General features: G+C 69.3%; 16 protein-coding genes. 11 read left to right on the top strand and 5 right to left on the bottom strand.

Going from position 1 to position 24,350, the window contains the following annotated elements; genetic code table 11:
• Position 1 precedes the first annotated feature (1 nt).
• The 5 genes from OG570_RS21685 to OG570_RS21665 all read left to right on the top strand — a co-directional run bounded on the left by OG570_RS21685 (position 2) and on the right by OG570_RS21665 (position 7,873).
• Positions 2–1,114: a Dyp-type peroxidase gene (locus OG570_RS21685; RefSeq protein WP_326960117.1), complete on the top strand. Its 1,113-nt coding sequence runs from the start codon at positions 2–4 to the stop codon at positions 1,112–1,114.
• A 351-nt stretch (positions 1,115–1,465) separates the two neighbouring features.
• Entirely contained in the window at positions 1,466–3,775 is a 2,310-nt protein-coding gene (locus tag OG570_RS21680) for a tellurite resistance TerB family protein (protein ID WP_326960115.1), read from the top strand.
• Positions 3,772–5,112, top strand: coding sequence for an ATP-binding protein (locus OG570_RS21675; protein ID WP_326958795.1), 1,341 nt, complete (start codon positions 3,772–3,774; stop codon positions 5,110–5,112). The genes OG570_RS21680 and OG570_RS21675 overlap by 4 nt, the downstream gene beginning before the upstream one ends.
• On the top strand, positions 5,087–7,276 hold the full coding sequence (locus tag OG570_RS21670; protein WP_326958794.1) for a DEAD/DEAH box helicase: 2,190 nt from the start codon (positions 5,087–5,089) through the stop codon (positions 7,274–7,276). The genes OG570_RS21675 and OG570_RS21670 overlap by 26 nt, the downstream gene beginning before the upstream one ends.
• Positions 7,277–7,309: 33 nt before the next feature.
• Positions 7,310–7,873: a hypothetical protein gene (locus tag OG570_RS21665; protein WP_326958792.1), complete on the top strand. Its 564-nt coding sequence runs from the start codon at positions 7,310–7,312 to the stop codon at positions 7,871–7,873.
• A gap of 106 nt (positions 7,874–7,979) precedes the next feature.
• Here the strand turns inward: OG570_RS21665 and OG570_RS21660 are convergent, their stop codons facing one another.
• From OG570_RS21660 to OG570_RS21650, 3 genes are all read right to left on the bottom strand, one after another.
• Entirely contained in the window at positions 7,980–10,967 is a 2,988-nt protein-coding gene (locus OG570_RS21660) for a caspase, EACC1-associated type (protein ID WP_326958790.1), read from the bottom strand.
• Positions 10,968–10,971: 4 nt separating this feature from the next.
• The gene (locus tag OG570_RS21655; protein ID WP_326958788.1) at positions 10,972–11,394 is read right to left on the bottom strand and encodes an effector-associated constant component EACC1; all 423 of its coding nucleotides are present in this window, start codon (positions 11,392–11,394) and stop codon (positions 10,972–10,974) included.
• Between the two features lie 550 nt (positions 11,395–11,944).
• Entirely contained in the window at positions 11,945–12,568 is a 624-nt protein-coding gene (locus tag OG570_RS21650; RefSeq protein WP_326958786.1) for a TetR/AcrR family transcriptional regulator, read from the bottom strand.
• A 105-nt stretch (positions 12,569–12,673) separates the two neighbouring features.
• Here OG570_RS21650 and OG570_RS21645 point away from each other — a divergent pair, with 105 nt between their 5' ends.
• The 6 genes from OG570_RS21645 to OG570_RS21620 all read left to right on the top strand — a co-directional run bounded on the left by OG570_RS21645 (position 12,674) and on the right by OG570_RS21620 (position 22,162).
• Positions 12,674–13,231, top strand: a complete 558-nt coding sequence (locus tag OG570_RS21645; RefSeq protein WP_247056355.1) for an ester cyclase — start codon at positions 12,674–12,676, stop codon at positions 13,229–13,231.
• A 151-nt stretch (positions 13,232–13,382) separates the two neighbouring features.
• Entirely contained in the window at positions 13,383–13,781 is a 399-nt protein-coding gene (locus OG570_RS21640) for a DUF5684 domain-containing protein (RefSeq protein WP_326958782.1), read from the top strand.
• Between the two features lie 69 nt (positions 13,782–13,850).
• Positions 13,851–16,637, top strand: a complete 2,787-nt coding sequence (locus OG570_RS21635) for a hypothetical protein (protein WP_326958780.1) — start codon at positions 13,851–13,853, stop codon at positions 16,635–16,637.
• Positions 16,638–16,776: 139 nt separating this feature from the next.
• On the top strand, positions 16,777–19,494 hold the full coding sequence (locus OG570_RS21630; RefSeq protein WP_326958778.1) for a glycosyl hydrolase family 95 catalytic domain-containing protein: 2,718 nt from the start codon (positions 16,777–16,779) through the stop codon (positions 19,492–19,494).
• A 394-nt stretch (positions 19,495–19,888) separates the two neighbouring features.
• Entirely contained in the window at positions 19,889–20,902 is a 1,014-nt protein-coding gene (locus OG570_RS21625) for an ABC transporter substrate-binding protein (protein ID WP_326943794.1), read from the top strand.
• Positions 20,903–20,947: 45 nt separating this feature from the next.
• On the top strand, positions 20,948–22,162 hold the full coding sequence (locus OG570_RS21620) for a cytochrome P450 family protein (protein WP_326958776.1): 1,215 nt from the start codon (positions 20,948–20,950) through the stop codon (positions 22,160–22,162).
• 6 nt (positions 22,163–22,168) lie between these two features.
• Here the strand turns inward: OG570_RS21620 and OG570_RS21615 are convergent, their stop codons facing one another.
• Positions 22,169–23,662 carry a serine hydrolase domain-containing protein gene (locus OG570_RS21615; RefSeq protein ID WP_326958774.1) on the bottom strand — a complete coding sequence of 498 codons (1,494 nt, stop codon included), beginning with the start codon at positions 23,660–23,662 and terminating at the stop codon, positions 22,169–22,171.
• Positions 23,663–23,718: 56 nt separating this feature from the next.
• Entirely contained in the window at positions 23,719–24,285 is a 567-nt protein-coding gene (locus OG570_RS21610; protein WP_326958772.1) for a TetR/AcrR family transcriptional regulator, read from the bottom strand.
• Between the last annotated feature and the right edge of the window lie 65 nt (positions 24,286–24,350).

The raw sequence follows: 24,350 nt of genomic DNA, 5'->3' as shown, positions 1-24,350 counted from the left end.
CGTGCGGCGGCGAACCGTGCTGGCGGGCGCCGGTCTGCTCGGCGTGGCGGGCTGCGCGCCGGCCCCGGCGCCATCCGCGGCGCCCGCTCCGGCGCCGTCCGTGGCGTCGGTCCCCCACCAACCGGGCGTGGTGACGGCGCCGCCCGCGGCCGCCGTCTTCGCCGCGTTCGACGTGGTTTCCGGAACGCCGGAGGCGGTCTTCCGGGCCCTGACCCCCGGGACGCGCGCGACCGACGCCGAGGTCACCATCGCGGTCGGCGCGTCGCTGTTCGACGGCCGGTTCGGCCTGGCGAAGCGCGCACCGCGGCGGCTGGGCGCGATGCCCGCGTTCCCGAACGACGTCCTGGATCCCGCGCTGTGCCACGGAGATCTGCTCCTGCAGGTGGCTTCGCACGACGCGCGGACCGCCGACGCTGCCCTGCGCCGCGCGCTCGCACCGGTGGGCGGCGCGCTGCGCCCGCGCTGGCGGATCGACGGCTTCCGCGAGGAGAACACGACCACCACCGACGGCCGCGCGGCGACCCGGGACCTGTTCGGTTTCCGCGAGGGCGAAGGCAATCCGGACGTGCGCGACCCAGCCGTCGCCGCGAGGTTCGTCTGGGCGGACGACGGCGAACCGGCCTGGGCCGCGGGCGGCACCTACCAGGTAGTGCGCCGGATCCGCTTCTCACCGGCACTGTGGGACGCCGAACCGACAGCCCGCCAGGAGGCGGTCATCGGCCGCCGCAAGACGGACGGCGCCCCACTGGGCCACGACCGCGAGGACGCCGCGTTCGACTACGCAGCCGACCCGTCCGGGCAATCAATCGCCCTGGACTCCCACATCCGGCGGGCGAACCCGCGAACCCCGGAGACAGAGCCGAACCGAATCCTGCGCCGCGGCTACTCATTCCGCACGAACCCGACCCCAACCACCGACCGCGACGAGGGAATCGTATTCGTCTGCTTCCAGCGCGACATCGAGGCGGGTTTCGCGACGGTGCAACGCCGCTTGGCCGGCCAGGCCCTGGACAAGTACGTACTCCCGGTAGGCGGCGGGTATTTCTTCGTCCTACCGGGCACCACAGCCGCCCCGGACGACCACATCGGCCGCACCCTCACTGAGACACCGTAACCGGCGTAGCCGGCCGGGCCGGGCTGAGCCGGGCCGAGATCACCGCAAGCCGCCCGCCTGCGGCGAGGATGATTCCTCGCCGTCGCAGACGGAGGACGTTCAAACCGCGATCAGGATCGCGACCGCGGCGGTGCTCACCCACCAGAACGCGCCACTCGCTCCCACGACTCGACGGGCAGCCGCGGCCGCTCCGGACCACACTTCTCGGTGACATTTCGGTCAAGCCGGTAACTCTCGTCCGGCGGGCACCGATCATCACCCGAGGCCGGGCGGCGCCGACCTGGAGGGGTTCGACGCCTGAAGGTATTCGACCAAGGGGGTTCTTTGGCAGCGCTGATCGCGTTCCTGGTCGTGCTGGTGATCGTCATCTGGCTGGTTCGGCGAATCAGGCGAACCCCTGGCCTTGAAAGGACGCAGGCCACGCCGCAGCCGCGCGCGGTTCCGGCATCGCAACAGCAGCCGGCTCAATTCCGGGCGGCTCCGCATCAGATCCGACCAGAGGTGCCGGCGCAGCCTGCCCCCTCACGGCCGCTGAACAATCGGCCCTCGACCAGCACGCAGGCCGTTGCTCCGCCCCCACCTCGACCGGACCGGCCAGCGCGTGGCCATGGCTGGGTTCCTCCGGGCCGGGGGGTCATGGTCGCGGGCACGACGCTGCCGGGTGGACTGCTCTACTTCGGCACGGGTATGCCCGACGCCGCCGGCGTCGGGATCGAACCCGCCTTGATCGACCCGGCCCTGCCGGTCGACCTGCGCAACCCGGACTGGCCGGGCGAATCGATGGGCTACTGGCCCAGCTACGCCGATATCTCGCCACGGGCACGCGGCGCCTACCTGGCATGGCTGGCCGGTGGCCGCGCGAACCCGAATGCCTACATCGGCTACGTGTTCCTGTATTTCTACGGTCTCGAGCGTCGCCTGCTGACCGAGGCTCCCGACCTCGACGACGCAGGCGCGGAGTTCGCGGCCCTGGTGAGCGAAGTCCGCCGGCTGCTCGACATCTACCGCGGCAACCGATCCTTCCGCGGTTACGCCGAAGGCTTGCTCGATGCGGTCGCCCTGCTCGACCCCACGGTGCGGTACGACCGCGCGGCGCCACCGGTCGGCGAGTGGAGTCACGAGCTTCCCGTGGACCTCAAGGTGGGGTTGGCGCAGTTGGCTGTCGAGGGACGTCCGGTCCCGGCGGACTGGGCGTTGTCCTGGTACGGCCACCACCCGGACTCGTACCTGCGCACGCCGGCGGTGCGCTGCGCGAACGAGTTCCTGGAACTGTTCACGAAGCGGTACCGCGCGAAGTACGGCGACGGCATGGTCGTCAAGCCGAACAAGCCGCGCCTCTCCGTCGGCTACTACGCGGCCAGCAGAGGCTTCTACGGGCACGTCACGCTCGAAAACACGAAGCTGCCCGACGTCGGCAAGCTGACCGGCCCGATCACCAAGCTGCGGGACATCGTCGAGGGTGTGACCAGCGATCTCGACGCCTACAGCCGCTACCTCGGCCGCAATCCCGACGGCGCGGGCTCCCCCGCCGCCATCGCGCTGCTGCCGGAGGGTGTCACGCACAAGCCCAGCCCCGAGACCGAGGCGCTGTGGTCGTGGGCCGCGCAGAGCATCGGCAGCGACGGCCGCGGCGTCACCTCGGCTCAGGAGCTGATCTCGCGGTGGCCGACGAAGACCGGCAAGCTCGCCAAGGCCGATGCCGTCGCGGTGGCTCAGCTGCTCGAGAACCGCGGGCTCGGCATCGAACCCGACGTGCGCTTCGGCGGGAGCACCCCGACACCGACGTCGTCGGTCGTCCTGTTCCGGCGAGCGGACCACGTGGTCAGCGCCCCGGGCGCCGAGTACGCGGCCGCGCTCGCGATCATCAACCTCGGCATGCTCGTCGCCGCCGCGGACGGCACGGTCAGCGAACCCGAACGACGTGCACTGCGGGAGCTGGCGATCGACGACCTCGATCTCAGCGAGGACGAGCGGCTCCGGCTCGACGCCCACGCCGCTCTCGTCCTGACCAAACCACCCACCCCCGCGGTCCTGCGCCGGCGGCTGGAGTCCCTGCCGACCTCCCGCAAGGCCACGGTGGGGCAGTTGCTCGCCACCATCGCGGCAGCCGATGGCCAGGTCACCCCGGACGAGATCCGTACCCTCGAGCGGCTGTTCACCACTCTCGGCCTCGATCCCGCCGATGTGTACGGCACGTTGCACGCGGCAGCCACCTCGACGGACGAGCTGACCAGCGCCCGGATTCCCGGTACGCCCCGATCCGGCCGCACGATCCCCGCGCCACCCACCAGCCCGACCACGACGCTGACCCTCGACCCGGACCGGCTCGCCCGGACACGGGCCGAATCGGTCCGGGTCGCCGCCGAACTCGCCGAGATCTTCGCCGAAGGCGAACCGGCTCCGCCGCCACCCCCGCCGCCGGAAACAGCGACCGTCGGCGGGCTGGACCCCGCACACGCACAGCTGTTCCACCGGCTCGTCGAGCGGGACTCGTGGAGCCGCTCCGAGTTCGACGCGCTGGCCGCCGAGGCGGGTCTCCTGCCCGACGGCGCCCTCGACGTCCTCAACGACGCGGCCTACGACCGCACCGACGAGCCGCTGTGCGAGGGCTCCGACCCCATCGAGATCAACCAGGACATCGTGAAGGACATGCTCGGATGACCACACCCGCTCAGAAACCCGCTCGCCTGCGCCCCCGCGACCGGGACGCGATCATCTCCTCCCTGCGGTCCGGAGTGGTGCCCCGCACCGGCTTCCAGCACATCCAGGTGGGACGCGCCGCCGAGGTCTCGGCGATGAGCCAGGAGATCACCCGGATCGCCGACGGCGGTTCCGCGGTCCGCTTCGTGATCGGCGAGTACGGCGCCGGCAAGACGTTCTTCCTCAACCTGGTCCGGTCCATCGCCGCCGAGCGCAAGCTCGTCACGACCTCCGCCGACCTCAGCCCCGATCGGCGGCTGCACGCCAGCGGTGGTCAGGCACGCTCGCTCTACGCCGAGCTGATGCGCAACATCGCGACTCGCTCGACTCCGGACGGCAACGCCTTGCCCAGTATCGTCGAGCGGTTCGTGACCTCGGCGATCCAGGAGGCCACGAGTGCCGGCACCTCGCCTGCCACCGTGATCGCCGGCCGGCTCGAACAACTGTCGGAAAGCGTCGGTGGGTACGACTTCGCCCAGGTCATCGCCGCCTACTGGAAGGGCCACGACACGGGTAACGAGCAGCTGAAGTCGGACGCGATCCGCTGGCTGCGTGGCGAGTTCGCGACCCGCACCGATGCCCGGGCCGCGTTGGGTGTGCGCAGCATCGTCGACGACGCCGGTTTCTACGACCACCTGAAGCTCGTCGCGCGGTTCGTCCGGCTTGCCGGTTTCTCCGGTCTGCTCGTCTGCCTCGACGAGATGGTCAACCTCTACAAGCTCGCTCACACCGGAGCCCGCAAGTCCAACTACGAGCAGGTGCTGCGGATCGTCAACGACTGCCTCCAGGGCAACGTCGAAGGTCTCGGCTTCTGCTTCGGCGGCACCCCGGAAATGCTGATGGACACCCGCCGCGGGCTCTACAGCTACGAAGCCCTCCGCAGCCGTCTCGCCGAGAACAACTTCGCCGTCGGCGGCTTGGTCGACTACTCCGGTCCCGTCCTGCGGCTGGCGAACCTGACCCCGGAAGACATGCACGTGCTGCTCGAGCACCTCCGCCACGTCTACGCCGGTGGCGACCCCGCCGCCTACCTCGTCCCGGACGAGGCGCTGGCCGCGTTCATGCAGCATTGCGCCGGCCGGATCGGCGACGCGTACTTCCGCACCCCGCGCAACACCATCAAGGAGTTCGTCAACCTCCTGGCCGTGCTCGACCAGAACCCCGGCGCCGACTGGCGGCAGCTGCTCGGAAACGTCTCGATCGACACCGAGACGAACCCCGATCTCGAGCCTCTGCCCGACGAACTCGACGCCTCGAACACGAACGGCACCGATGAACTCACCAGTCTCCGCATCTGAAGCCGTCAACTTCGGCCTGCTGCATCCGAAAGTGCAGCGGTGGGTGTGGCAACAAGGGTGGAGCGAGCTGCGCGACGTCCAGGACTCGGCCATCCCCGCCATCCTGGAAGGCGACACCGATGTCCTGATCGGCGCGGCTACCGCCGCGGGAAAGACCGAAGCCGCGTTCCTGCCGATCTGCTCGAGGCTCGCCGAGAACACGGGCCCGGGAATTCAGGCGCTGTACGTCGGGCCGCTCAAGGCACTGATCAACGACCAGTTCCGGAGAACCGAAGAGCTGTGCGAAGCACTCGACATCCGGACTCACCGCTGGCACGGCGACGTCGCGGGCACCCGCAAGCAGGCGTTGCTGCGCGATCCCTCCGGAATCCTGCTGATCACCCCGGAGTCCTTGGAAGCGATGTTCGTGCTGCGCGGGACGCAGATCACGCGGCTGTTCGGGTCATTGCAGTACGTGGTCGTCGACGAGCTGCACTCGTTCCTGGGCACCGAACGCGGGGCCCAGTTGCTTTCTCAGCTTCACCGCCTCGAAATCGCTGTCAAGCGACGAGTTCCGAGGATCGGGCTGTCGGCGACATTGGGAAACATGTCCCTGGCCGCCGATCAGCTTCGTCCTGACAACGGCGACCGGGTGACGGTCCTCGAATCGGCTGCGACCGGTCAGGAGCTGCGACTGCAGCTGAGGAGCTACGTCGACGAACGACCGGACTCCGAGGAAGCCTCGGACACCGCGGTCCGCAGCATCGCGGACCATCTGTTCGCGATGCTGCGAGGCAGGACCAACCTGGTGTTCGCCAACGCACGGTCACGTGTCGAGCTGTACGCGGCCGAACTAGCCGACCGCAGCGTCACCGCCGGGGTCTCAAACGAGTTTCACGCTCACCACGGCAACCTTGCGAAGGAACTCCGCGAAGACGTCGAAGCGATGCTCAGGGATCCCACCAAGCCGACCACGGCCGTCTGCACGACGACGCTGGAGATGGGGATCGACATCGGCGCCATCGCCCAGGTCGCGCAGATCGGCCCACCGCCGTCGGTCGCCTCCCTGCGGCAACGGCTCGGCCGCTCGGGACGTCGCGACGAGCCGGCGATTCTCCGCGCCTACTGCGCCACGGTGGCGATCGACGCCGAGACGTCGCTCCTCGACAGCCTGCAGCTGCCGCTGGTGCAGACGATTGCGTCGATCGACCTGCTGCTCGAACGCTGGTGTGAGCCACCGGAGCCGTCCCGGCTGCACCTGTCCACCCTGATCCAGCAACTTCTGTCCTTGATCGCCCAGCACGGCGGAGCACAACCAGTCGAGGCGTACCGGGTGCTGTGCGGACGCGGAAGCCCGTTCTCGAACGTCACCACAACGCAGTTCGCGGACTTGCTCAGGACTCTCGGCGCCGAAGATGTGCTGACTCAGGCCGGCGACGGCACCCTGTTGCTCGGTGGACGCGGAGAGCCGACCGTCAACCACTACACGTTCTACGCCGCCTTCCAGACTCCCGAGGAGTACCGCCTTGTCCACAGTGGACGTCAGCTCGGCACCATGCCGATCGACTTCCCCCTCTACGAAGGACTCCTGCTGGTCTTCGCCGGCCAACGATGGCGCGTGGTCGCCGTCCACGAAGAAGACAAAGTCGTCCAGCTCACCCCGGCGCCCGGCGGCAAGCCTCCGCACCTCGGCGACTCCGGCGGTCTGGTGCACAGCGAAGTCCGGGCGAAGATGCGAACGCTCCTCGAAGGCGACCACGCTCCCGCCTACCTCGACCAGCAGTCGCGAACGCTGCTCGAGCAAGCCCGGCGGAAGTACGCGGCCCTCGAACTCGACAGTCGCCCGGTCATCGCCGACGGCTCCGACACCCTGCTGTTCCCGTGGACCGGCGACCGCCGGCTGCACACTCTCGCCGCGATCCTCAACGACACCAGGATGGAGGCCGCAGTCGACGGAGCCGCTCTTCGACTGGTCGGCACGCCCCGCGAAGCGGCGCTGACCGCGCTGACGAGGGTGGCCGAGGGGCCTGCGCCCGACCCGGGCGAACTCGCCCGCAAGATCGAGAGCAAGGCTACCGAGAAGTTCGACCGGTGGCTGAGCGACGACCTGCTCTGCGCTCAGTTCGCATCGGCCGTCCTCGACTGCCCGGGAGCCGTCCACGCCGCACGGGTTCTCACGACCTGACCGCTGCCGATCACCGTCGGATCGGTCACGTGCTTGACCGCCGCGATGCGCGCCATCTTCAATGGCGGCTGCACGACAACCAGGCTCCGCAAGGGTGGTGTTCGCCAACCGGTCGACGAGCAGATCTTTGTCCAGGTAAAGCATGTTCTTCTGTGCCTGGGCGAGCACGACGTCGCAGTCGCCGACCTTCACACCGCGGTTGTCCGACTTGTTGCTCGACGCCTTCACTTGGCGATCGCGTCGTGGATCAACGGCGTCGGCGTGAAGTCCTCGATCGAACCCGACGTCGAGTTCGAACCGATCGTCGAGCTTGGTCCCTTTCGCGCCTTCTCGGACGTTGAGGACGGCGTCCTGGAGCACCAGCGCGGCCTCTTCGGCATCGTCGCCGCCGCGCATCGACTTCGGCAGGGAATCCACGTCGATCGGGAGCACCTCATACGCCTCCGACACCTCGGCGACGTCGAACACCTCCCGAGCGGTAACCGGAAATGCCGAGAAGCCCGTCGGTGCCTCGATCACCTCGGCGGTGATGCCGAGGATCTCGCCCATCGTAAGCACGTACGTGTGGAGCAAATGCGGGTGATCGACTTCGGCTGACGGCCGAGACCCGGCTGCGAGCAGCTATCGAAGCCGACTGCGTGGTTATCCGCGATGAGCCAAAGGGGCTGCCGCGGACACGGTGCTGGGCTGCGTCCGGAAAAGACTATCTGGCCTGGCCGGTGTCGACGTTCCACAGCCGGACCCGACCGTCGTAGCTACCGGTGGCGAGGGTTTTGCCGTCTGGGCTGAAAGCCGCACATCTGACGTAGTCGGTGTGTCCGGTGAGCGTGGCGACGATCTTGCCGGTAGCGGTGTTCCGCAGCTGCGCCTGGCTGTCATTGTCATCGTGGTTGCTTGCGGTCGCGAGGGTCTTGCCGTCGGGACTGAACGCTCGGATGACGGCATCCCGGCCGGTGAGCGTGGTGGTGGCCTTTCCCGTGTTGACGTCCCACACCTGTGATTTGTTTCCCCGGCCGCTGGTGGCCAGGGTTTTGCTGTCGGGGCTGAACTGCACGCTCCCGAAGGCGTCGCCAGGATCCGGGCTGATGGTTGTGATTACCCTTCCTGTGCTGACGTTCCACACCCGCATCTGATTGTCGTGGTGGCCGATGGTGGCGATGGTCTTGCCGTCAGGGCTGAACGCCACGTCTCCGCCCAAGAATTCGTAGGGTTCGGGCAGGGTGCCGGTGTGCTCGCCGGTGTTCGCGTTCCACAGCCAAGTACCGTCATCGCCGACAGCGGTGGCGACGGTGTTGCCGTCAGGGCTTATCGCCACGCTCTGAATCTCCTTGTTACTGGTCATGGTGGCGGTAGCCTGGCCTGTCTCCAGGTTCCAAACCCGCAGTCTCGTCTGGAACTCGCCGGCAACAGCCACAGTCTTTCCGTTGAGGCTGAACGCGTAGGCGGGGTTGGCTTCGGTCTCGAAGTCGCCGACGGTCTCACCGGTGGCCAGGTTCCACAGCCGCACCCGCTTGTCGTTGTTGCTCCCGGTGGCGAGGGTCTTGCCGTCAGGGCTGAACGCCACGCTGACGACCTGACTGTCAAGGACAAGAAGGCTGGGCTGGTTGCGGTCCGTGAAATAGCTGGCGATCCCGGGACCGGCAAGGAGAACGGCCACGATGGCCGCGGCGACGTAGGCGGCGATGCGCAGGCGCGGCCGACGGGGCGGAACTCGCGTCGGCGACGGGCGATCGCTGGGTGCTCCGCTGACGGTGACAGCCGCGGACACCAGTGTGAGTAGCAGAATGGCACCGCCTGATAGGGCGATGATGGGAAGTCCGATGTAGACGTTGACCGCGTCCTGGTAGTCGACCCCAGCGTCGGCTGCCAGCCAGACGACCCACAGGCCGGCCAGCCACCCTGCTAGGACGGACAGTCCAAACCTGCGCGGCACGAGCACGGCGACGACGAGCGGAACAACGATCGCGAGGACCGCGGCTACCAGATAGCTCGCTTTGAAGAGTTGGTTGCTTCCATGAACGAGGACCAGACCCGCGCTCACACCACACGACGCGGCAGTGAGCAGACCGATGTGCCTCCAGGTGAGGGCGTCCGGCGTGCGTCGGAGTCGGACCCGGACGCTGCCGTTCACGAACATGGGCACCACAACCACAAGAGCCGCCACGTACAAGATCGCATGTCCGGCGGGCGTGAACAACAGAACGTCGTGATGCCACGGGTACTCCGGGAGTTCGAGTCCGAAGCCGACTCCTCCCCAGATCGCCGCGACAGCCAGGCCGAGCAGCATGCCGGGGCCGACCAACATCCGTGTCCGCGGCGCGAGCAGACACGATCCGGCCATCACGGTGACCAAGGCGAAGAGATTGAGATACCGATCGCCCAGGCTGCCCATCCCCACGGTCTGGCCAGCGAGAATCAACAGTGCCGCAGCCAGCGTCAAGATGCCGCCGACAATGGAGAAGTAGCGGGATCTCGAGCGGTGCTCGCTCTCCGGTGTCGGTTCTGCCGGTGCCGGATCACTGTCCTGGGCCATCGTCGCGGGCGGTTCGCTTTTCGGCGGCACCGTCTTGAGCGCCGCCGGACCGGCTGTCGTCGGCGGGTCGGTCTCGGCAGCCGGGGTGCTCGGCGGAAGATTCCCGTGACCGACATCCTCGGCTTGGGGCGAATCGGCGGATTCGAACGCTGCGGGTCTTTTCGTGTCGACCTGCTCGCTGTCGACGAGCTCCGGGGACGGTGCGCGTGGTTCGCGGGTGAGCGACCGCTGAAGTGTTGTGGCGGCGGCTGAAACGAGTTTGCTGTCATCGTCGGTGAGGTTGCGGATCTGGTCCCGAGCGTGGCCGCGAACGAGGTCATTGCCGATCCGGTACAGATGGGCCAGCGCTTCCAACGCGGCGAGCCGGTCGGTGGCGATGGGGCTGACGACCGCGTTGCGCAGATAGGCGGGCAGTGTCCAGTTGATGTTTCTGGCGATGACGGTGCGACCCTCGACGTTGTCCTGCTTCTTGGGCCGCTGCTGCGGCATCTCGGCTACAACCCGGTCGTGGACGTAGCTGTACAGCTCGTCGAGGGTGATGTCACCGTCTCCGTCGAGGTCCGCGCTGCCGTCGCGCAGGCCGGCCACGAGGTGATGGGTGAACACCGACTGGACGGCTCGGCCATGCGGCTGATCGCCCTCGAAGGAGTACTGGGTGGCATCCGACGCGGTCAGTACCGTGCGGCCACGTCCCTGGAACCGCTCCAGCGCATGCACCGCCGTGTCGGCCTTGGCGACCCGACCAGCCGGAAACGCCCCGCTGTAGCAGCAGTCGAGCACCAGCACCTTCTGTCGCGACACACAGCTTTCCATCGCCTGGTCGACCTGCTCGGCGGGCAACCCGGTGAAGAGCAGATTGTCGCGCAGCGTGTTGGTCATCGCCAGGTAGAGCCGGCCATCATCGTCCTTCAGGCCATGGCCGGTGAAGTAGAGCAACGTGAGGTCATCGCGTCGCCGTGTTCGGTAGAACTCCCCGATGGCCTGCCCGACCCGGTGATGAGGCTCGTTGATCAACGTGGTGACCTCGAACCCGGCGATGGCCGGATCGCCCAGCACCGCGGCCAACGCTTCCGCGTCGTGGGCCGGCGAGGTCAACTGCCGCAAGCCGCTGTCCTGGTACAGGTAAGTGGCTATCAACAGCGCCAGCCGCCGCCCCATCCCGCTACCCCGCCTGCCCACCTGTATGGCGCCGGACGTATGCGTCGACAAGCGCCTGCCGCTGCTCGGCCGACGCCCGCTCCAACTCGATGGTGTCACCGTCGACGGTCATCACGATCCGATGACGTGCGGAATGACGGCTCAGCCAATCGCGCAAAGTCCCGATCAAAGCAGTGAACGCCCCACCAGACGCGCTCAACGCCATGACGAGCGCTCCCAGCGTGACTGCATCGGCACCTTTCGCGCCGTCCGGACTGGCCCCATCAGTAACCAAAGCAGTCGATTCAACGTCCAGTTCGACAAGCTCGGCACGCAGTTGCCGAGCCAACCGCTCAGCTACGTCCGGATCCGACTCCGCATCGGGCCGCACCACCAGCAGCACGCTGACCAGGCGGTCAACGTCCGCATCGTCACCACTGCCGCTCATCGGCCCCTCACCTGTCATCGCGACAAGACCGAGCGAGAATGCCTGCCCGCTCCCCTGAGAGTCGCTTGACTTGGCTGATTGTTACGGTGCTCGGCTCGCCGCGGAGACCAGCGTCCGATACAGGCCGCCGGCACGCGCGTGACCGTGCCCAATCGGGTACCGGCACGACGAGGACCCGCGCCACCTGCCCGGACCAGCCGACGCACCGCGTCGTGCAGCTGCCGCAGCCGGCGTCAGCACCGCGGCGGCCGGGTCCTGCTCGCGGTGGCCGTCGTGTTGCTGCTCGTGGTCGCGAAAACGCTGGCTGCCCCGGGCCGTGACAACGGGTTCGCTGGACACGTCCCGAAGGTAACGAGCGGACCGGTAGCTCGGTGGCGGCGTCGGCCGGCCGGCCTCCCTGGCAACAGGCTCCGACTGGGCGAACGACCCGCCGAGCGACGACCCGGGTCGTGCGGGGTGCGGCCAACTGTGGCAGGGCCGGGAATGCCGTTCGTCGCGGCTCCAGCGCGACGGTGTCCGCGGATTCGAAGCAGCCTGGTGAAACCAACGCTCAGTGAGCTGGTGGCTCGGTGAGCAGTGCGTGGCCCGCCTGGGTGGTCAGCCAGGTGGTCGCTCGTTCCCAGGACCAGCCTCGTGTTCGGAGGTCTCGCCATGGGCGGAAACCGAAGTGGAACCAGAGGATGTCCGACGCGGTCGCGATGTCGACCCCCTCGCGGAGTTCGCCCAGGGCCGCTATTCGGGACGCCGCCTCGGCGAGTCTGTCGGCGTACGCTGTCTCGGCGCTTTCCACCGCCTCGGTTAACAGCGGCTCGGTGCCCGCGTTGTCGTACAGCGCGCCCAGCAGCCAAGCGCGGTCGCGGAAGACCGTTGCGGTGCCCTCCGCGACTTCGGCGATGACCTCTCGGCCGGACCGGGCGGTGTTCAGCCTGCGCAGCGAGTCGTCGATCTGGTCGTTGTTCGCGGCTTCGCGGATCAGCTCGATCAGCAGCTGCGGCTTGCCGCCGACGCTCGTGTAGACGGTGTTGACCGCCACCTCCGCGCGCGTGGCGATCTCCGCCAGCGTCGCCCCGACGTAGCCCCGCTCTTCGAACAGGGCGAGTGCGGCCGCGAGCACGGCGCGGCGGGTTTCCGCCGCCGCGGACGTCCGCCTGGCGGACTTGTAGGGGCGCGTCACGCCGCTCAGCGTACTTCACCGTCATGCGTCACATTGACTGGAACGCATTACTATCATTAGATGGAGCTACACCGGATCAGCGCGGTCCGGTCCGAGGAGGGAACCGTGACCACCAGCACCGAGCTGCAGTCCGCGATCGACGTCTTCCGGGTCCTGGTGACCGGCGATCCCGATCTCGCGCGGTCGGTGGCCGCGCCGGCGTTCGTCAACCGGGAGGCCGCGGTCGCCCCGCCCGCCTGCTCGGTGCCTGGGCCCGGCGCGCTGCTCGCCTCGGGTGCCTGGATGCGCGCCGCCTTCGACGATCTGCGGTTCCCGGTGCTCGACGCGGGTTTCGACGCCGGAGTGGCCTGGGTCCGGCTGCGGATGCAGGGGGTGCAGAACCGGCCGTTCGTCCGCTTCCGGGACGGCAAGCCCGACAAGATCCTGCCCGCCACCGGGCGGGCCATGGACTTCGAGCAGATCCACGTGCTGCGCGTCGGCCCGGACGGCGTCACGAGTCACGAGGCGGTGCGGGACGACCTGACCATGCTCAGCCAGCTCGGCGCGTTCCCGCCGAAGCCGGCCGTGCTCCTGGCGATGGCCCGCGGGAAGCTGACCGGCTCGTCCCGCCGCGCGGCGGAGTCGGTGACCCGGGCCGCGGCGGAAGCCGGCCGGCTGGGCTGAGCAACGCCCGTGATCCCGTCCCGTTCGAATGCGGTGGGCCGCCCGATATTCGAAAGCCGCGGGAAATGACCGCCCACCTGCGGTGAGCCGATTCGGTCGACGCTAAGGTCACCCGTCACGACTGACGCTCCCGGAAGGACACTCCCGCTCCATGAACGATCAAAACTCGACGTCCGTCTTCGGCCTCGGCATCGGGTTCGGTTCCGGCCTGATCTTCGCCGTGCTCACGATCATCGCGCTGTGGAAGGTGTTCACCAAAGCCGGGCGGCCCGGCTGGGCGGCGATCATCCCGATTTACAACGCCTACATCCTGCTGAAGATCGCCGGCCGCTCCGGGTGGTGGCTGCTCCTGCTGCTGATCCCGGTGGTCAACCTGGTCGTGGCGATCATCGTCTCGATCGACGTCGCGAAGGCGTTCGGCAAGAGCGGGGTTTTCGGGTTCTTCGGGCTGTTCGTGTTCTCCATCATCGGCTACCTGATTCTCGCCTTCGGCGGGGCGCGCTACACCGGTCCGGCCGCCGCCGGCGGGCCCGACGTCCAGCGGGGATAGGATTTCGGTTCCGGCATTGTCGGTACATTTCCGGGACCAGCCGCGCTCCCAATGTGCCATTCTGGGCCCATGGGGAGAACGGGACCGCTCGGCTTTCTCGGGGCCGACGCGCTGGTGAAACTGCTCGGTGCGCTGTGCCTGCGGCCGCGATTCGGGGATCGGCCGCGGAAACTCGACGAACAGTGCGAGTGGACGGACTACCAGGACGAGCGGTCCGAACGGCGCGGGTTGCCGATGGTGTGCCTGGTCCGGCCACCGGAAAGCGCCGACGTGCTGGCCGCCGTCGCGGATCGGCTCAAGACCGCGAAACCGCAGGGCAGCATCCGGTACGCGCGGCCCGGGCTCGCCGAGCACGAGGACCGGGACGAGGCGGGGCCCGCGACGGCGGACTCCGTCACCGTCGTCCGGGACGTCCTGCGGGAGGCGCGCAAGGAGCTCGGCGACAGCGCGACGGCGCACACCAGCCGGCTGCCGTTCCCGCTGTTCGACCTCGTCTACTGGCTCATGCTGCAGGACTACGACGGCCGTGACGATCCCGACGGGGTGCTGCGGCGGGCCATCCGGCGGATCAGCCTCGCCGAGCGGTTCAGCTCGTCCGCCGAGGACGCGGTCAAGCAGCTGCCGGAGAACCAGGGCATCTGGAAGGTCTTCTCGCTGCTCGTGCGCGGGCTGACCCTGCTGACCTTCCGGATCGCCGTCACCGGGCGCGTCCCGCTGCTGTCCGGCCGGTATCGCTGGTTCCTCCGGCAGCCGCACCTGGCGCCGGAGATGTCCGGCAGCTTCGTGCGGTTCGCGCGGCGGCTCACCGAGGGGCAGTGGCAGGAGGAGGCGCCCGAATACGTCTGCCGGCTGCTGCTCAACGCCTTCCTCGAGGACCTGCGGCGCGCCTACCGGCTGCGGCCGTGGCGGGTGTGGCGGCGGCGCCGGATGACGTACCCGGTGCTGCTGCTGGACGAGGTGAGCGTCGGCAACGGCGGTTACCGCCTGCTGGAGCTGGTCAACTCGGTCCGCAACCAGGTCGGCCTGTTCGACCCGCTGCTGGTGGTCAGCGCCAGCCCGGCGCCGCCGCCGGACGCGGTGCCGACCTCGCGCCGCCCGCAGTTCCAGGCGGAGCAGGCGCGCGCGGCCTACGTGGCCTGGCAGAACCAGCTCGAACGCGACCGGCGGGAACGGCAGCCGACCGCGTGGTACCTGCCGATCGGCGTCCGGCCGCCCGCCGACGCCGACGAGCCGAAGGTCCAGCAGATGCTGCAGACCCTCGGCAGCGACTACCGGTTCCGCCGGCAGGTCCGCCCGCCGTGGTGGGCGAGCCGGTGGACGCGGATCGGCGTGCCGGTCGTCGTGGTGGCGCTGGTCGCCGGGTTCATCGCCTACCGCAGCCACGACACCTACGCCGAGCACTGCGGTTCGGACAACCCCTGGCTGACCTGGACCGGCAGCGAGTGCGTCGGCACCACGGACGGCGCCCAGGACCTCTTCCAGCCGTCGGACGCGACGATCCGGCAGGTCGAAGCGGTGGTGCTGGACCAGAACCACCGCGCGGAGAAGCTGCACGAGGCCCACCCGGAGCGGCCGTACATCACGCTCGTCGCGCTGGAGGCGCTGACGTCGTCCAACAACCTCGCGGAGGGGCTGACCAGCGAGCGCGAATCGCTGGAGGGCTTCGCGGTCGCCCAATTGCGGCAGCTGAACGCCCCGGGGTCGGCCGACCCGATCGTCCGGCTGCTCATCGCCAACGCCGGCCGCGACATGCGCCAGGGCGTGCGGGTGGCGAACCAGCTGCGGCAGCAGGCCGAGCAGGACCGCAGCATCGTCGGCGTGGTCGGGCTGGACCTGAGCAGCCAGCCGACGCAGCAGACCATCGCCGCGCTGACCAACGCCGGGCTGCCGATGGTCGCCTCGACGCTGTCCGCCGACCCGCTGGCCGACCTGAACCCGATGTACTTCCAGGTCACGCCGCAGAACCGGCGCGAGGCCGCGGTGGCGGCCGGGTTCGTCGAGCAGCTGCCGGGGCCGCGCGTGATCCGCGTCTACTACTCCGACGACGACGCCGACGTCTACAGCACCAACCTGCGCGACGACACGCTGAAGTCGTTCCGGGACAAGGGTTTCCAGGTCGAGGCGCGGGCGTTCACGCCCGACGGCGGGCCCGGCGGGCCGCCGTCGCACCTGCGGTACGGCGAGACGCTGGTGGGCAACGCCGGCGCGGCGGGCCGCGACACCTGTTCCTACGACGGCTTCGTGTTCTTCGCCGGCCGGGGCGTCCCCGACTTCGGCCAGTTCATCAGCAGCGCGGCGCTGTGCGGCAGCCGGGCCACCGTGATCGGCGACGACGACGTCACGCGGTTCGTCGCCGACCAGGGCGAACGCCAGCGCAACCGCGCGCTGCCGTACTACTTCATGTCGTTCGCCACCGCGCCGGTCACCGAGCCGCGGGGCGCGGCGCTCGACTTCTACACGACGCTGGACCAGACGCTGTTCCCGTTCGAGCGGACGCCGGAGGGCCGCTCGTACGACGGCCACGCCGCGCTCGCCTACGACGCCGCGCAGGTGATGATCGTCGCGGCGGCGTACCTGCGGGAGACCGCCGCCGAGATCCCGGTGACGCCGGGGGCGATCTGGCGCGAGATCACCGCCATCCACACCTCGCGCCCGGACGGCAAGCAGGTCAACAAGTACCTCGAAGGCGTCACCGGCATCATCGACTACGGCGGCGACATCAGCCGGAACGTGCCGCAGAACAAGCCGGTCGCGGTGATGGGGGTGGCCGGCGGCGAGGTCGACAAGTCGGTGCACGGCTTCTGCGGCGCCGCCAACGGCCCGACGTCCGACACCTGGTGCCCGCCCGATCCGTAGGCCTCTCGCAGCCAAAGGTCCAGACATCGGTTCTTTACGCGATGCCTGACGTCTGCTACAACCTTAAACAAGCTCATAGCCCGGTTACGCGCTCAAGATCTGATCGATTCATCATATCTCTGGCTCCGGAAGGTGCTCCATGAGGTCGATCCGCCTGCTGCCCGTCGCCGTGCTGCTGGGTGCCGCGCTCACCGTCCCCGTCACCTCGCCCGCGCTGGCCGCCCCGGGTGACGCCGCGTTCTCCCCCGCGGCCGGCCGCCTCGACGTCGACTACGCCGGCTACCTGGCCAAGCACGACATCGTCTACAACCGGCCGAACACCAACCCGGACTACGGCTTGACCGTCGGGAACGGCCGCACCGGGGCGATGGTGTGGCAGGCGGGCGGCCTGACCATGCAGGTGTCGAACGTCGACGCGTCGCAGCAGACCGCGTTCGGGGCCGGCTTGGTCAACCTGGCCACCACGCCGGCGATGGACTCCGGTTACACCGCCTACCAGCAGCGGCTGTCCCTCTACGACGGGACGCTGACGACGAAGTACGACAGCAATCGCACCGTCACGATCATGGGCCAGCCCGGTTCCGAGGTCATGGGCATCCACGTCGACGACACCCGCGGCGGCGTGAGCAGCGTGACCCTCGAGCTGTCGCTGTGGGACGTGGCGAACCTGGCCAACAGCGGCGACGTGCCCGACATCAGCACCTGGCGGCAGGTGTCCAGCTACGCCGACGCCAGTGGCGCCGGGATCAGCCGCGGCCAGGCCGACCCGCAGAAGTTCGGCTACACCCTCGCGGCCACCGTCGAAGGCGCGAACTACAGCGCCTCGGTCGTCAACAACAGCCGGGTGCGCCTCACCATCACGCCCACGTCGAGCTACACCGTGTGGTTCACGGCGAGCACCCGGCTCAACGCCGCCGGCAACAACTCCGTCAACCAGGCGAAAACCGCGCTCAACGCGGTCAAGGCCACCGGCTACCCGAGCACCTACACGGCCTACCGGAATTGGTGGCACAGCTTCTGGAGCAAGTCCTTCGTCCAGTACGGCGGGCTCGGCGGCGACGCCGACTACCTCGAGAACGTCTACTACCTTTCGACGTACCTGATCGCCGCCGGCGGCTACGGCAACTACCCGTACCACTTCATCAACGGCGTCTTCCGCGCGACCGGCGACCAGACGAAGTGGAGCAACGCCTACTGGTACTGGAACCAGCGCGACGTCTACAACTCCTTCCTAGCCTCGAACCACGTCGACCTGATGAACACCTTCGACAACCTCTACAGCCGCAACTACACCGCGCTGAAGTCCTACACCCAGACCCGGTACGGCGTCGACGGCTTGTGGGTGCCGGAAACCATGGGCTGGGACGGCAACGCGCGCGGCACGGTCGGCAGCGACTACACCAAGAACAACCTCTCCACCGGCTACGAAGCCGCGTACAACATGTACCTGCAGTACCGCTACACCAACGACGACAACTACCTGCGCACCGTCGCGTACCCGTTCATCCGGGAAACAGCGAAGTTCTACTCCCGGATGCTTTCCGTCGACGGCAACGGCAAGTACTACATGGCCGGTTCGAACGCGCACGAGACGTATTGGAACGTCCCGAACGCCATCACCGACCTCGCCGCCGTGCGCAGCATCTTCCCCATCGCCATCCAGGTTTCCCAGCAGCTCGGCGCCGACGCGAACCTGCGGCCCGAATGGCAGCGCGTCCTCGCCAACCTCGTCGCCTACCCGCAGCAGAACGGCGCTTACCAGCCGCACCAGCCACCACTGGCCCAGACGCGCAACAACGAGAACGTCGCCTCGGAGCTGATCTGGCCCTACAACGTCACTGGCATCGGCGCCCCCGACTACCAGACCGCCCTGAACGCCTGGAACAGCCGGCCCTTCCCCTACGGCAACGTCTGGGCCAACGACGCCGTGCAGGCCGCGCGGCTCGGGCTCGGCGACCAGACCTTCGACGGCGTGAAGCGGATGCTGCGGCAGTACCAGAACTACCCCAACGGGTTCACCAGCAACACCAACGGCGTCTTCGAGTACCACGGCGTCAACCTCTCCGCGATGAACGAGGCCCTGCTGCAGTCGTACAACGACAAGATCCGCGTCTTCCCGGCCGTGCCCGGAAACTCCGCGTTCGTCGGGAAGTTCACGCTGCTGGCGAAGAACGGCTTCCTCGTCAGCGCCGAGCGCGAGGCCAACGAGACGAAGTACGTCGGCCTGCGCAGCCAGTGGGGCGCCACCGCCCACGTCGTCAACCCCTGGAGCGGGCAGCAGGTGCGCGTGCGGCGCGCGTCGGACAACACGATCCTCCTGACCACCACCGACGCGGAGTTCGAGTTCCCCACGGCCGGCGGCACCACCTACGTCGTCGAGCGCACCGCGAAGCCGCTGACCTCGTACGCGACGACCCGGCTGACCGGCAGCCCGAACCAGGGCGCCAAAGCCTTGAGCGGCACCGCTTCCACCCTGGGCCTCAACGCCGGCGGCGGCGGTCTGGTCAACGACACCGAGGCCGGCTACGACAGCAACTGGTTCGCCACCACCAACCGCGGTTACGGCGACTACAACGACGACACGCACCACTCGACCGTCGTCGGCGCCACGGCGAACTACTCCTTCACCGGCACCGGAATCCAGTACCTCTCCGAACGCAACGGCGACATGGGCACCGTCGACGTCTACCTCGACAACACCTTCCAGGCGACCGTGGACCTGCACGCCGACGGCGCCCGGCAGGTGCAGCAGGTGGTCTGGCAGAAGAGCGGGCTGAGCGCGGCGCAGCACACCGTCCGGATCGTCAACCGCAGCACGTCCGTCGGCATGATCGACGCTTTTCGCGTCACCGCTTAGGCACTTTATCGAGTCCACAATGGACTCTCGTGGTGAGCGGGAATCGGCACCGTTGGGCCGGATGGGTGGCCACCGCACACCACCGGTCACCACCCGCCACCACCGGCTCTTTCGCGAATCCGCGATTCCTCCGGCCACGGCCGAAGGAATCGGCAGCGCCCCGCCGGTCAGCCGCAGCGATTCGTAGAATTACGCCGTGCGCAGCGAAGATCAATTCATGATCGTCGATCAAGAATACGCACCGCCATTCTGGTGAAATCCCGGTTTTGGGGCGCACCAACGCATTGCCACGCGGTTCGCAGGTGCCTACAGTCACCTGCCTGACTCCGGGAATTATTCACCCGGCTTCTTTGGATTCGGTACATCAACCATCATCTCCGTCAAGGAGCAGGTCTTGTTTGGAATCGCCAGGAGCAGCCGGGATCGCGCTCTTCGCGCCACCCTCGCCCTCGCGGCCGCCACCGTCGTCACACTCGTCACCGGCTGCGGGGCACTCGGTTCGACCGATTCGAAAGCCTCTGCGGGCACCGGCCTGGAGAAGACCGCGCTGAAGGTCTCGATCCTGCCCACCACGGACCTGGGGCCGTTCTGGCTGGCCCAGGACAGTGGCTACTTCAAGGACGAAGGGCTCGACGTCACGTCCGTGGTCGCCGCCAGCGGGCAGGCCTCACTGACGAAAGCGATCTCGGGTGAAGCCGACATCGCGTTCTCGACCTACCCGCCGTTCTTCATCGCGAAGAGCACCGGCGCCGCCGACATGGAACTGGTCGCCGACGCGACGTCGGTCAACGCGAAGAGCAACGCGATCGTCACGGTGCCGAATTCGCCGGTGAAGACCATCTACGACCTGGCAGGCAGCAAGATAGCCATCACGGCCAAGAACACCGCCGCTGATCTGCTCACCCGCTCGGTGATGCAGGACCACGGCGTGGACTTCAGCAAGGTGAAGTGGGTGCTGCTCCCGCTGCCGAACGTCGCGGCGGCGTTGCAGCAGGGCGAGGCCGACGCCGCGTACCTGCCGGAGCCCTACATCACGCAGGCCGCCAAGACGGCCGGCGCCATCCCGGTGATCGACATCAACACCGGCGCGACCCAGGACTTCCCGCTGACCGGCTTCGGCGCGACGAAGAAGTGGGTGCGGGAGAACCCGAAGACGCTGGCCGCGTTCCAGCGGGCGATGCAGAAGGCCACCCACGAGGCCACCAACGACCGCGCCAAGGTCGAGCCGCTGCTGGTGCGGTTCGCCAAGATCGACGAGGACACGGCCAAGCTGCTCACCCTGCCGGGCTACGGGTCGAGCCTGGACTCACGGCGGCTGCAGCGGGTGCCGGACCTGCTGCTGCAGCTGGGCGCCATCCCGTCGCCGATCGACGTGAACACGATGCTCGGGCCGCAGCCGGGCAAGTGACGCGGGCCGCTCCGCCCGGGGCGATCTTCGTGGCAGGATGGCCGGGTGCCGCCCGAACCCGTTGTGGACCTGCGTGATCCGGCCATCCTCGGTGACCCCGTGTCCGGCTACGACCGCATCCTCGCCGAGTCACCGGTCTGCTGGGCCCGGCTGCCGGGCGGCGAGGAGGGCTGGCTGGTCACCCGGAGCGACGACGTCCGCGCCGTGCTCTCCGACCCGGCCGTGCGCAACGATCCCACCGGCTTGCCGGGGGCAGGTGCCCAGACGCAGGAGCAGGCGTTCCTCGCGCTGGGCACGCCCCCGGAACACCTGCCCTACCTGCGGGCGAGCCTGCTCAGCCTGGACGGTGCCGAGCACACCCGGCTGCGCCGCAGCATCAGCCACGCCTTCAGCGCGGCCCAGGTCGCCACGCTGCGGCCCCGGGTGCAGGAGATCGTCGACGAGCTGCTCGACGGCTTCGCCGCGGCGGAGACGGTGAACCTGCTCGACGAGTACGCCTACCCGCTGGCCATGGCCGTGGTCTGCGAACTGGTCGGGGTCCCCGAAGCCGACTGGGCGGACTGGTGGCGCTGGGGCAAGGTGCTGGTCGGCGGCGACCCGGCGCAGATCACGCCGACGCTGGGCGAGATGTTCGCTTTCTGCCACGCCCTGATCGACCGGCGCCGCGCCGAGCCGCATGACGACCTGATCAGCCAGGTCGTCGCCAAGGACGACCTGACCGACGTCGACGCCGTGGCCGTCCTGGTGTTCCTCGTGCTCGCCGGGCACGAAACCATGGCGCACATGCTGTCCAACGCGGCGCTCGCCCTGATGCGCGACCCCGCCCAGCGGGAGCTGCTGCGCGCCGAGCCCGAGCTCTGGCCGGCCGCGGTGCGCGAGCTGGTGCGCACCGACGGCCCGGTGCAGCTCGCCCGGCTGCGCTACGCCGCGACCGACCTCGAGGTCGGCGGCGTGCGGATCAGCGCGGGTGACGCGGTGCAGGCGGTGCTCGGAGCGGCCAACCGCGATCCCGCGCAGTTCGCCCACCCCCACGACACCGACGTGCGATGGCAGGCCCTCTACGGCGGCCGCGAGGGCAGCGTCGGATTCGGCTGGGGGCCGCACTTCTGCCTCGGCGTCGCGCTGGCGAAGCTGGAGGCCGAGGTCGCGCTGAGCACCCTGTTCGCCCGCTTCCCCGAGGTGTCCCCGGTGACCGAACCGGCGTGGGTGCCGTTGCCGCGCGGCCGCCACCGCGTCAACCTGGACGTCCGGCTGCGCTGATCGTCGCTACGCCCGCGCGTAGAAGCCGACCGGCATCGTCACCTCGGCGCTCGACGCCCCGCACTCGAGCATCCACAGCGCCGCGGCGGGCCCGAGGTTCCGGCCCAGTGCGCCGAGCGCGTCCGGATCGGGGGCGACCGCGCGCGCCTGCGCCACCCCGCGCGTGAACGCGTCCGGGTCCCAGCCGTCCGGGACGGCGTCGCCGAGGCAGCGCGCTCCCTTGGTCATCGCGGTCAGCGTCGCGGCCGGCAGCGGGTCGGTGACGCCGAGCAGGCCGTGGGTGCGCTCCCCGGCCAGCACCCCCATCCAGCGCGAGGTTTCCGGTGTCGGGCTCGGTCCGGTCCAGCGGGGGCGCGCGTCCGTGTCCGGGAGGCTCGCGGGGACCCCGGACACGGCCCAGCGGCCGGCCCACTCGACGGCCAGGCCCGGGGCGCTGCGGGTGGCGGGGTTGTGGAAGCGGGCCATGTCCCACCGGGTGCCGACCGCGACGGCGGCGAGGTCGCGGTGCGGCCAGACCCGTGCCTCCCACCAGAAGCCCCACGGGAACGCCGCGGTGTGGCCCCACCACCAGTCGTCGCCCAGCGCCGGGTCGGCGAGCTCGAGCGTCAGGCCGGAGAACGACGGGGCGCCGTGGCTGGGCCGGGCGACCCGCGGCGTCACCATCGCCGCGAGCGACTCCGGCCGGACGAGTCCGCGGTCGCCGCGGGCGGTGCGCAGCAAGGACTGCAGCAGCCGCCCGGCGTCCGCGGCGCTGGTGTGCATCCCGACGCCCGGGTAGGCCGAGGTGCGCAGCGGCGGGCTCGGCACGCACCAGTCGCCGAAGGCCATGTACCCCGTCGCCCGGTCGGTGCCGCGGCCCGGCGCGCCGGTCGCCCACGGGTTCCGCGTGCCGTCGTCGACGCTCGTGCCGGTCATCCCGGCCGGGGCGAAGACGTCCCGGTGGAGGCGCGCGCCGTAGGCGTCCCCGGTCAGGTGCTCGAGCGCACCGCCCAGCACGCCGACGCCGAAGCTGGAGTACGAGTAGGGCCCCGGCGTCGTCACCAGCGGCAGCGCCCCGCCGTACTCGACGGCGCGCCCGGCTTCGTGGCGACGGCGGACGTAGTCGAGGACCGGTTCGGCCGGCGCCTCGAACGCCGTGGCCGTGACGATGTCGTTGTAGTAGCCGCCCTGGTGGGCCGCCAGCATGGCCGTGGTGACGGACGCCGCGCCGGGACCGCGCAGCCCCGCGGGCAGCAGCGCGTCGATCGGCGTGTCCAGGCCGACCTCGCCCGCTTCGACCAGCTGCATGAAGGCCAGCCCCGTGACGGGCTTGGTGAGCGACCCCGCCGGCGCCACGGTGTCGGCGGTCATCGGCGCGCCCGCGGCCAGGTCCGCGAACCCGGTCGCGGCCGTGCGCAGTTCGCTGCTCGTCGCCACCGCGACGGCGACCCCGGGCGTGCCGGTGACCGCCGCCAGCCGCGGCAGGACGGTGTCGAGCGCCGTCATCACATCGTCGAGCATGATCCTCCTCGTCAGGCCGCCAAGGATGCCCTAGTCGCGGCCCGTCCGGAAGGTGATCATCCGGCGCGCTTCCCCGCGGTGAAGTGGGGCAGGACCATCTCCACCAGGGCCGCCACGTCGTTGTCCGCCATGGGTTCGCCGGTCATGCCCATGCGGTGGAGCAGGGTGCCGACGACGACGTCGATGAAGAACAGGACCCGGTTCTCCGGCTCGTCGAGGGCGTCCTGGAGCGCCTCGCGGTACGGGTCCTGCAGGCGGGCGGCCAGGATCTCGCGCAGGGCCGGGTCGCTGACGGCGTCGCTGAACACGCCCGCGAACGCGTCGCCCACCCCGGGCTCGGCGATCTTCGCCGCGATCCAGCGGATCGACGACGCCATCAGCTCCACCCGGCCCCCGCCCGTCAGGGGCAGCGGGCCGAACGCGTCCAGGAGGCAGTCCACGATCAGCTCGCCCTTCGAGGGCCAGCGGCGGTAGATCGTCGTCTTGGCGACGCCGGCCGCGGTGGCGATGCGCTCCACCGTGGCCGCCGCGTAGCCGAGGGCGTGGACCGTGCTCAAGGTGGCCGCGAAGACCACCTCGTTGACGCCGGTGCGGGGGCGGCCGGGGGGCCGGGCGGAACTCATGGCCGGACGATACCGGTTTTCGCTACCCTTGGTATCGATACCTGAGGTAGCGTAATTGGCGAAGC

Source organism: Amycolatopsis sp. NBC_01286 (genome assembly GCF_035982555.1).
GTDB lineage: Bacteria > Actinomycetota > Actinomycetes > Mycobacteriales > Pseudonocardiaceae > Amycolatopsis.
This window is presented reverse-complemented; position numbering and strand designations above follow the sequence as displayed.

Bases quoted from the DNA above. Each gene is read 5' to 3' on its own strand.
- OG570_RS21675 (WP_326958795.1), top strand. From the start codon at position 3,772: ATGACCACACCCGCTCAGAAACCCGCTCGCCTGCGCCCCCGCGACCGG.
- OG570_RS21670 (WP_326958794.1), top strand. From the start codon at position 5,087: ATGAACTCACCAGTCTCCGCATCTGAAGCCGTCAACTTCGGCCTGCTG.
- OG570_RS21660 (WP_326958790.1), bottom strand. From the start codon at position 10,967: ATGGGGCGGCGGCTGGCGCTGTTGATAGCCACTTACCTGTACCAGGAC.
- OG570_RS21655 (WP_326958788.1), bottom strand. From the start codon at position 11,394: ATGAGCGGCAGTGGTGACGATGCGGACGTTGACCGCCTGGTCAGCGTG.
- OG570_RS21640 (WP_326958782.1), top strand. From the start codon at position 13,383: ATGAACGATCAAAACTCGACGTCCGTCTTCGGCCTCGGCATCGGGTTC.
- OG570_RS21635 (WP_326958780.1), top strand. From the start codon at position 13,851: ATGGGGAGAACGGGACCGCTCGGCTTTCTCGGGGCCGACGCGCTGGTG.
- OG570_RS21630 (WP_326958778.1), top strand. From the start codon at position 16,777: ATGAGGTCGATCCGCCTGCTGCCCGTCGCCGTGCTGCTGGGTGCCGCG.
- OG570_RS21615 (WP_326958774.1), bottom strand. From the start codon at position 23,662: ATGCTCGACGATGTGATGACGGCGCTCGACACCGTCCTGCCGCGGCTG.
- OG570_RS21610 (WP_326958772.1), bottom strand. From the start codon at position 24,285: ATGAGTTCCGCCCGGCCCCCCGGCCGCCCCCGCACCGGCGTCAACGAG.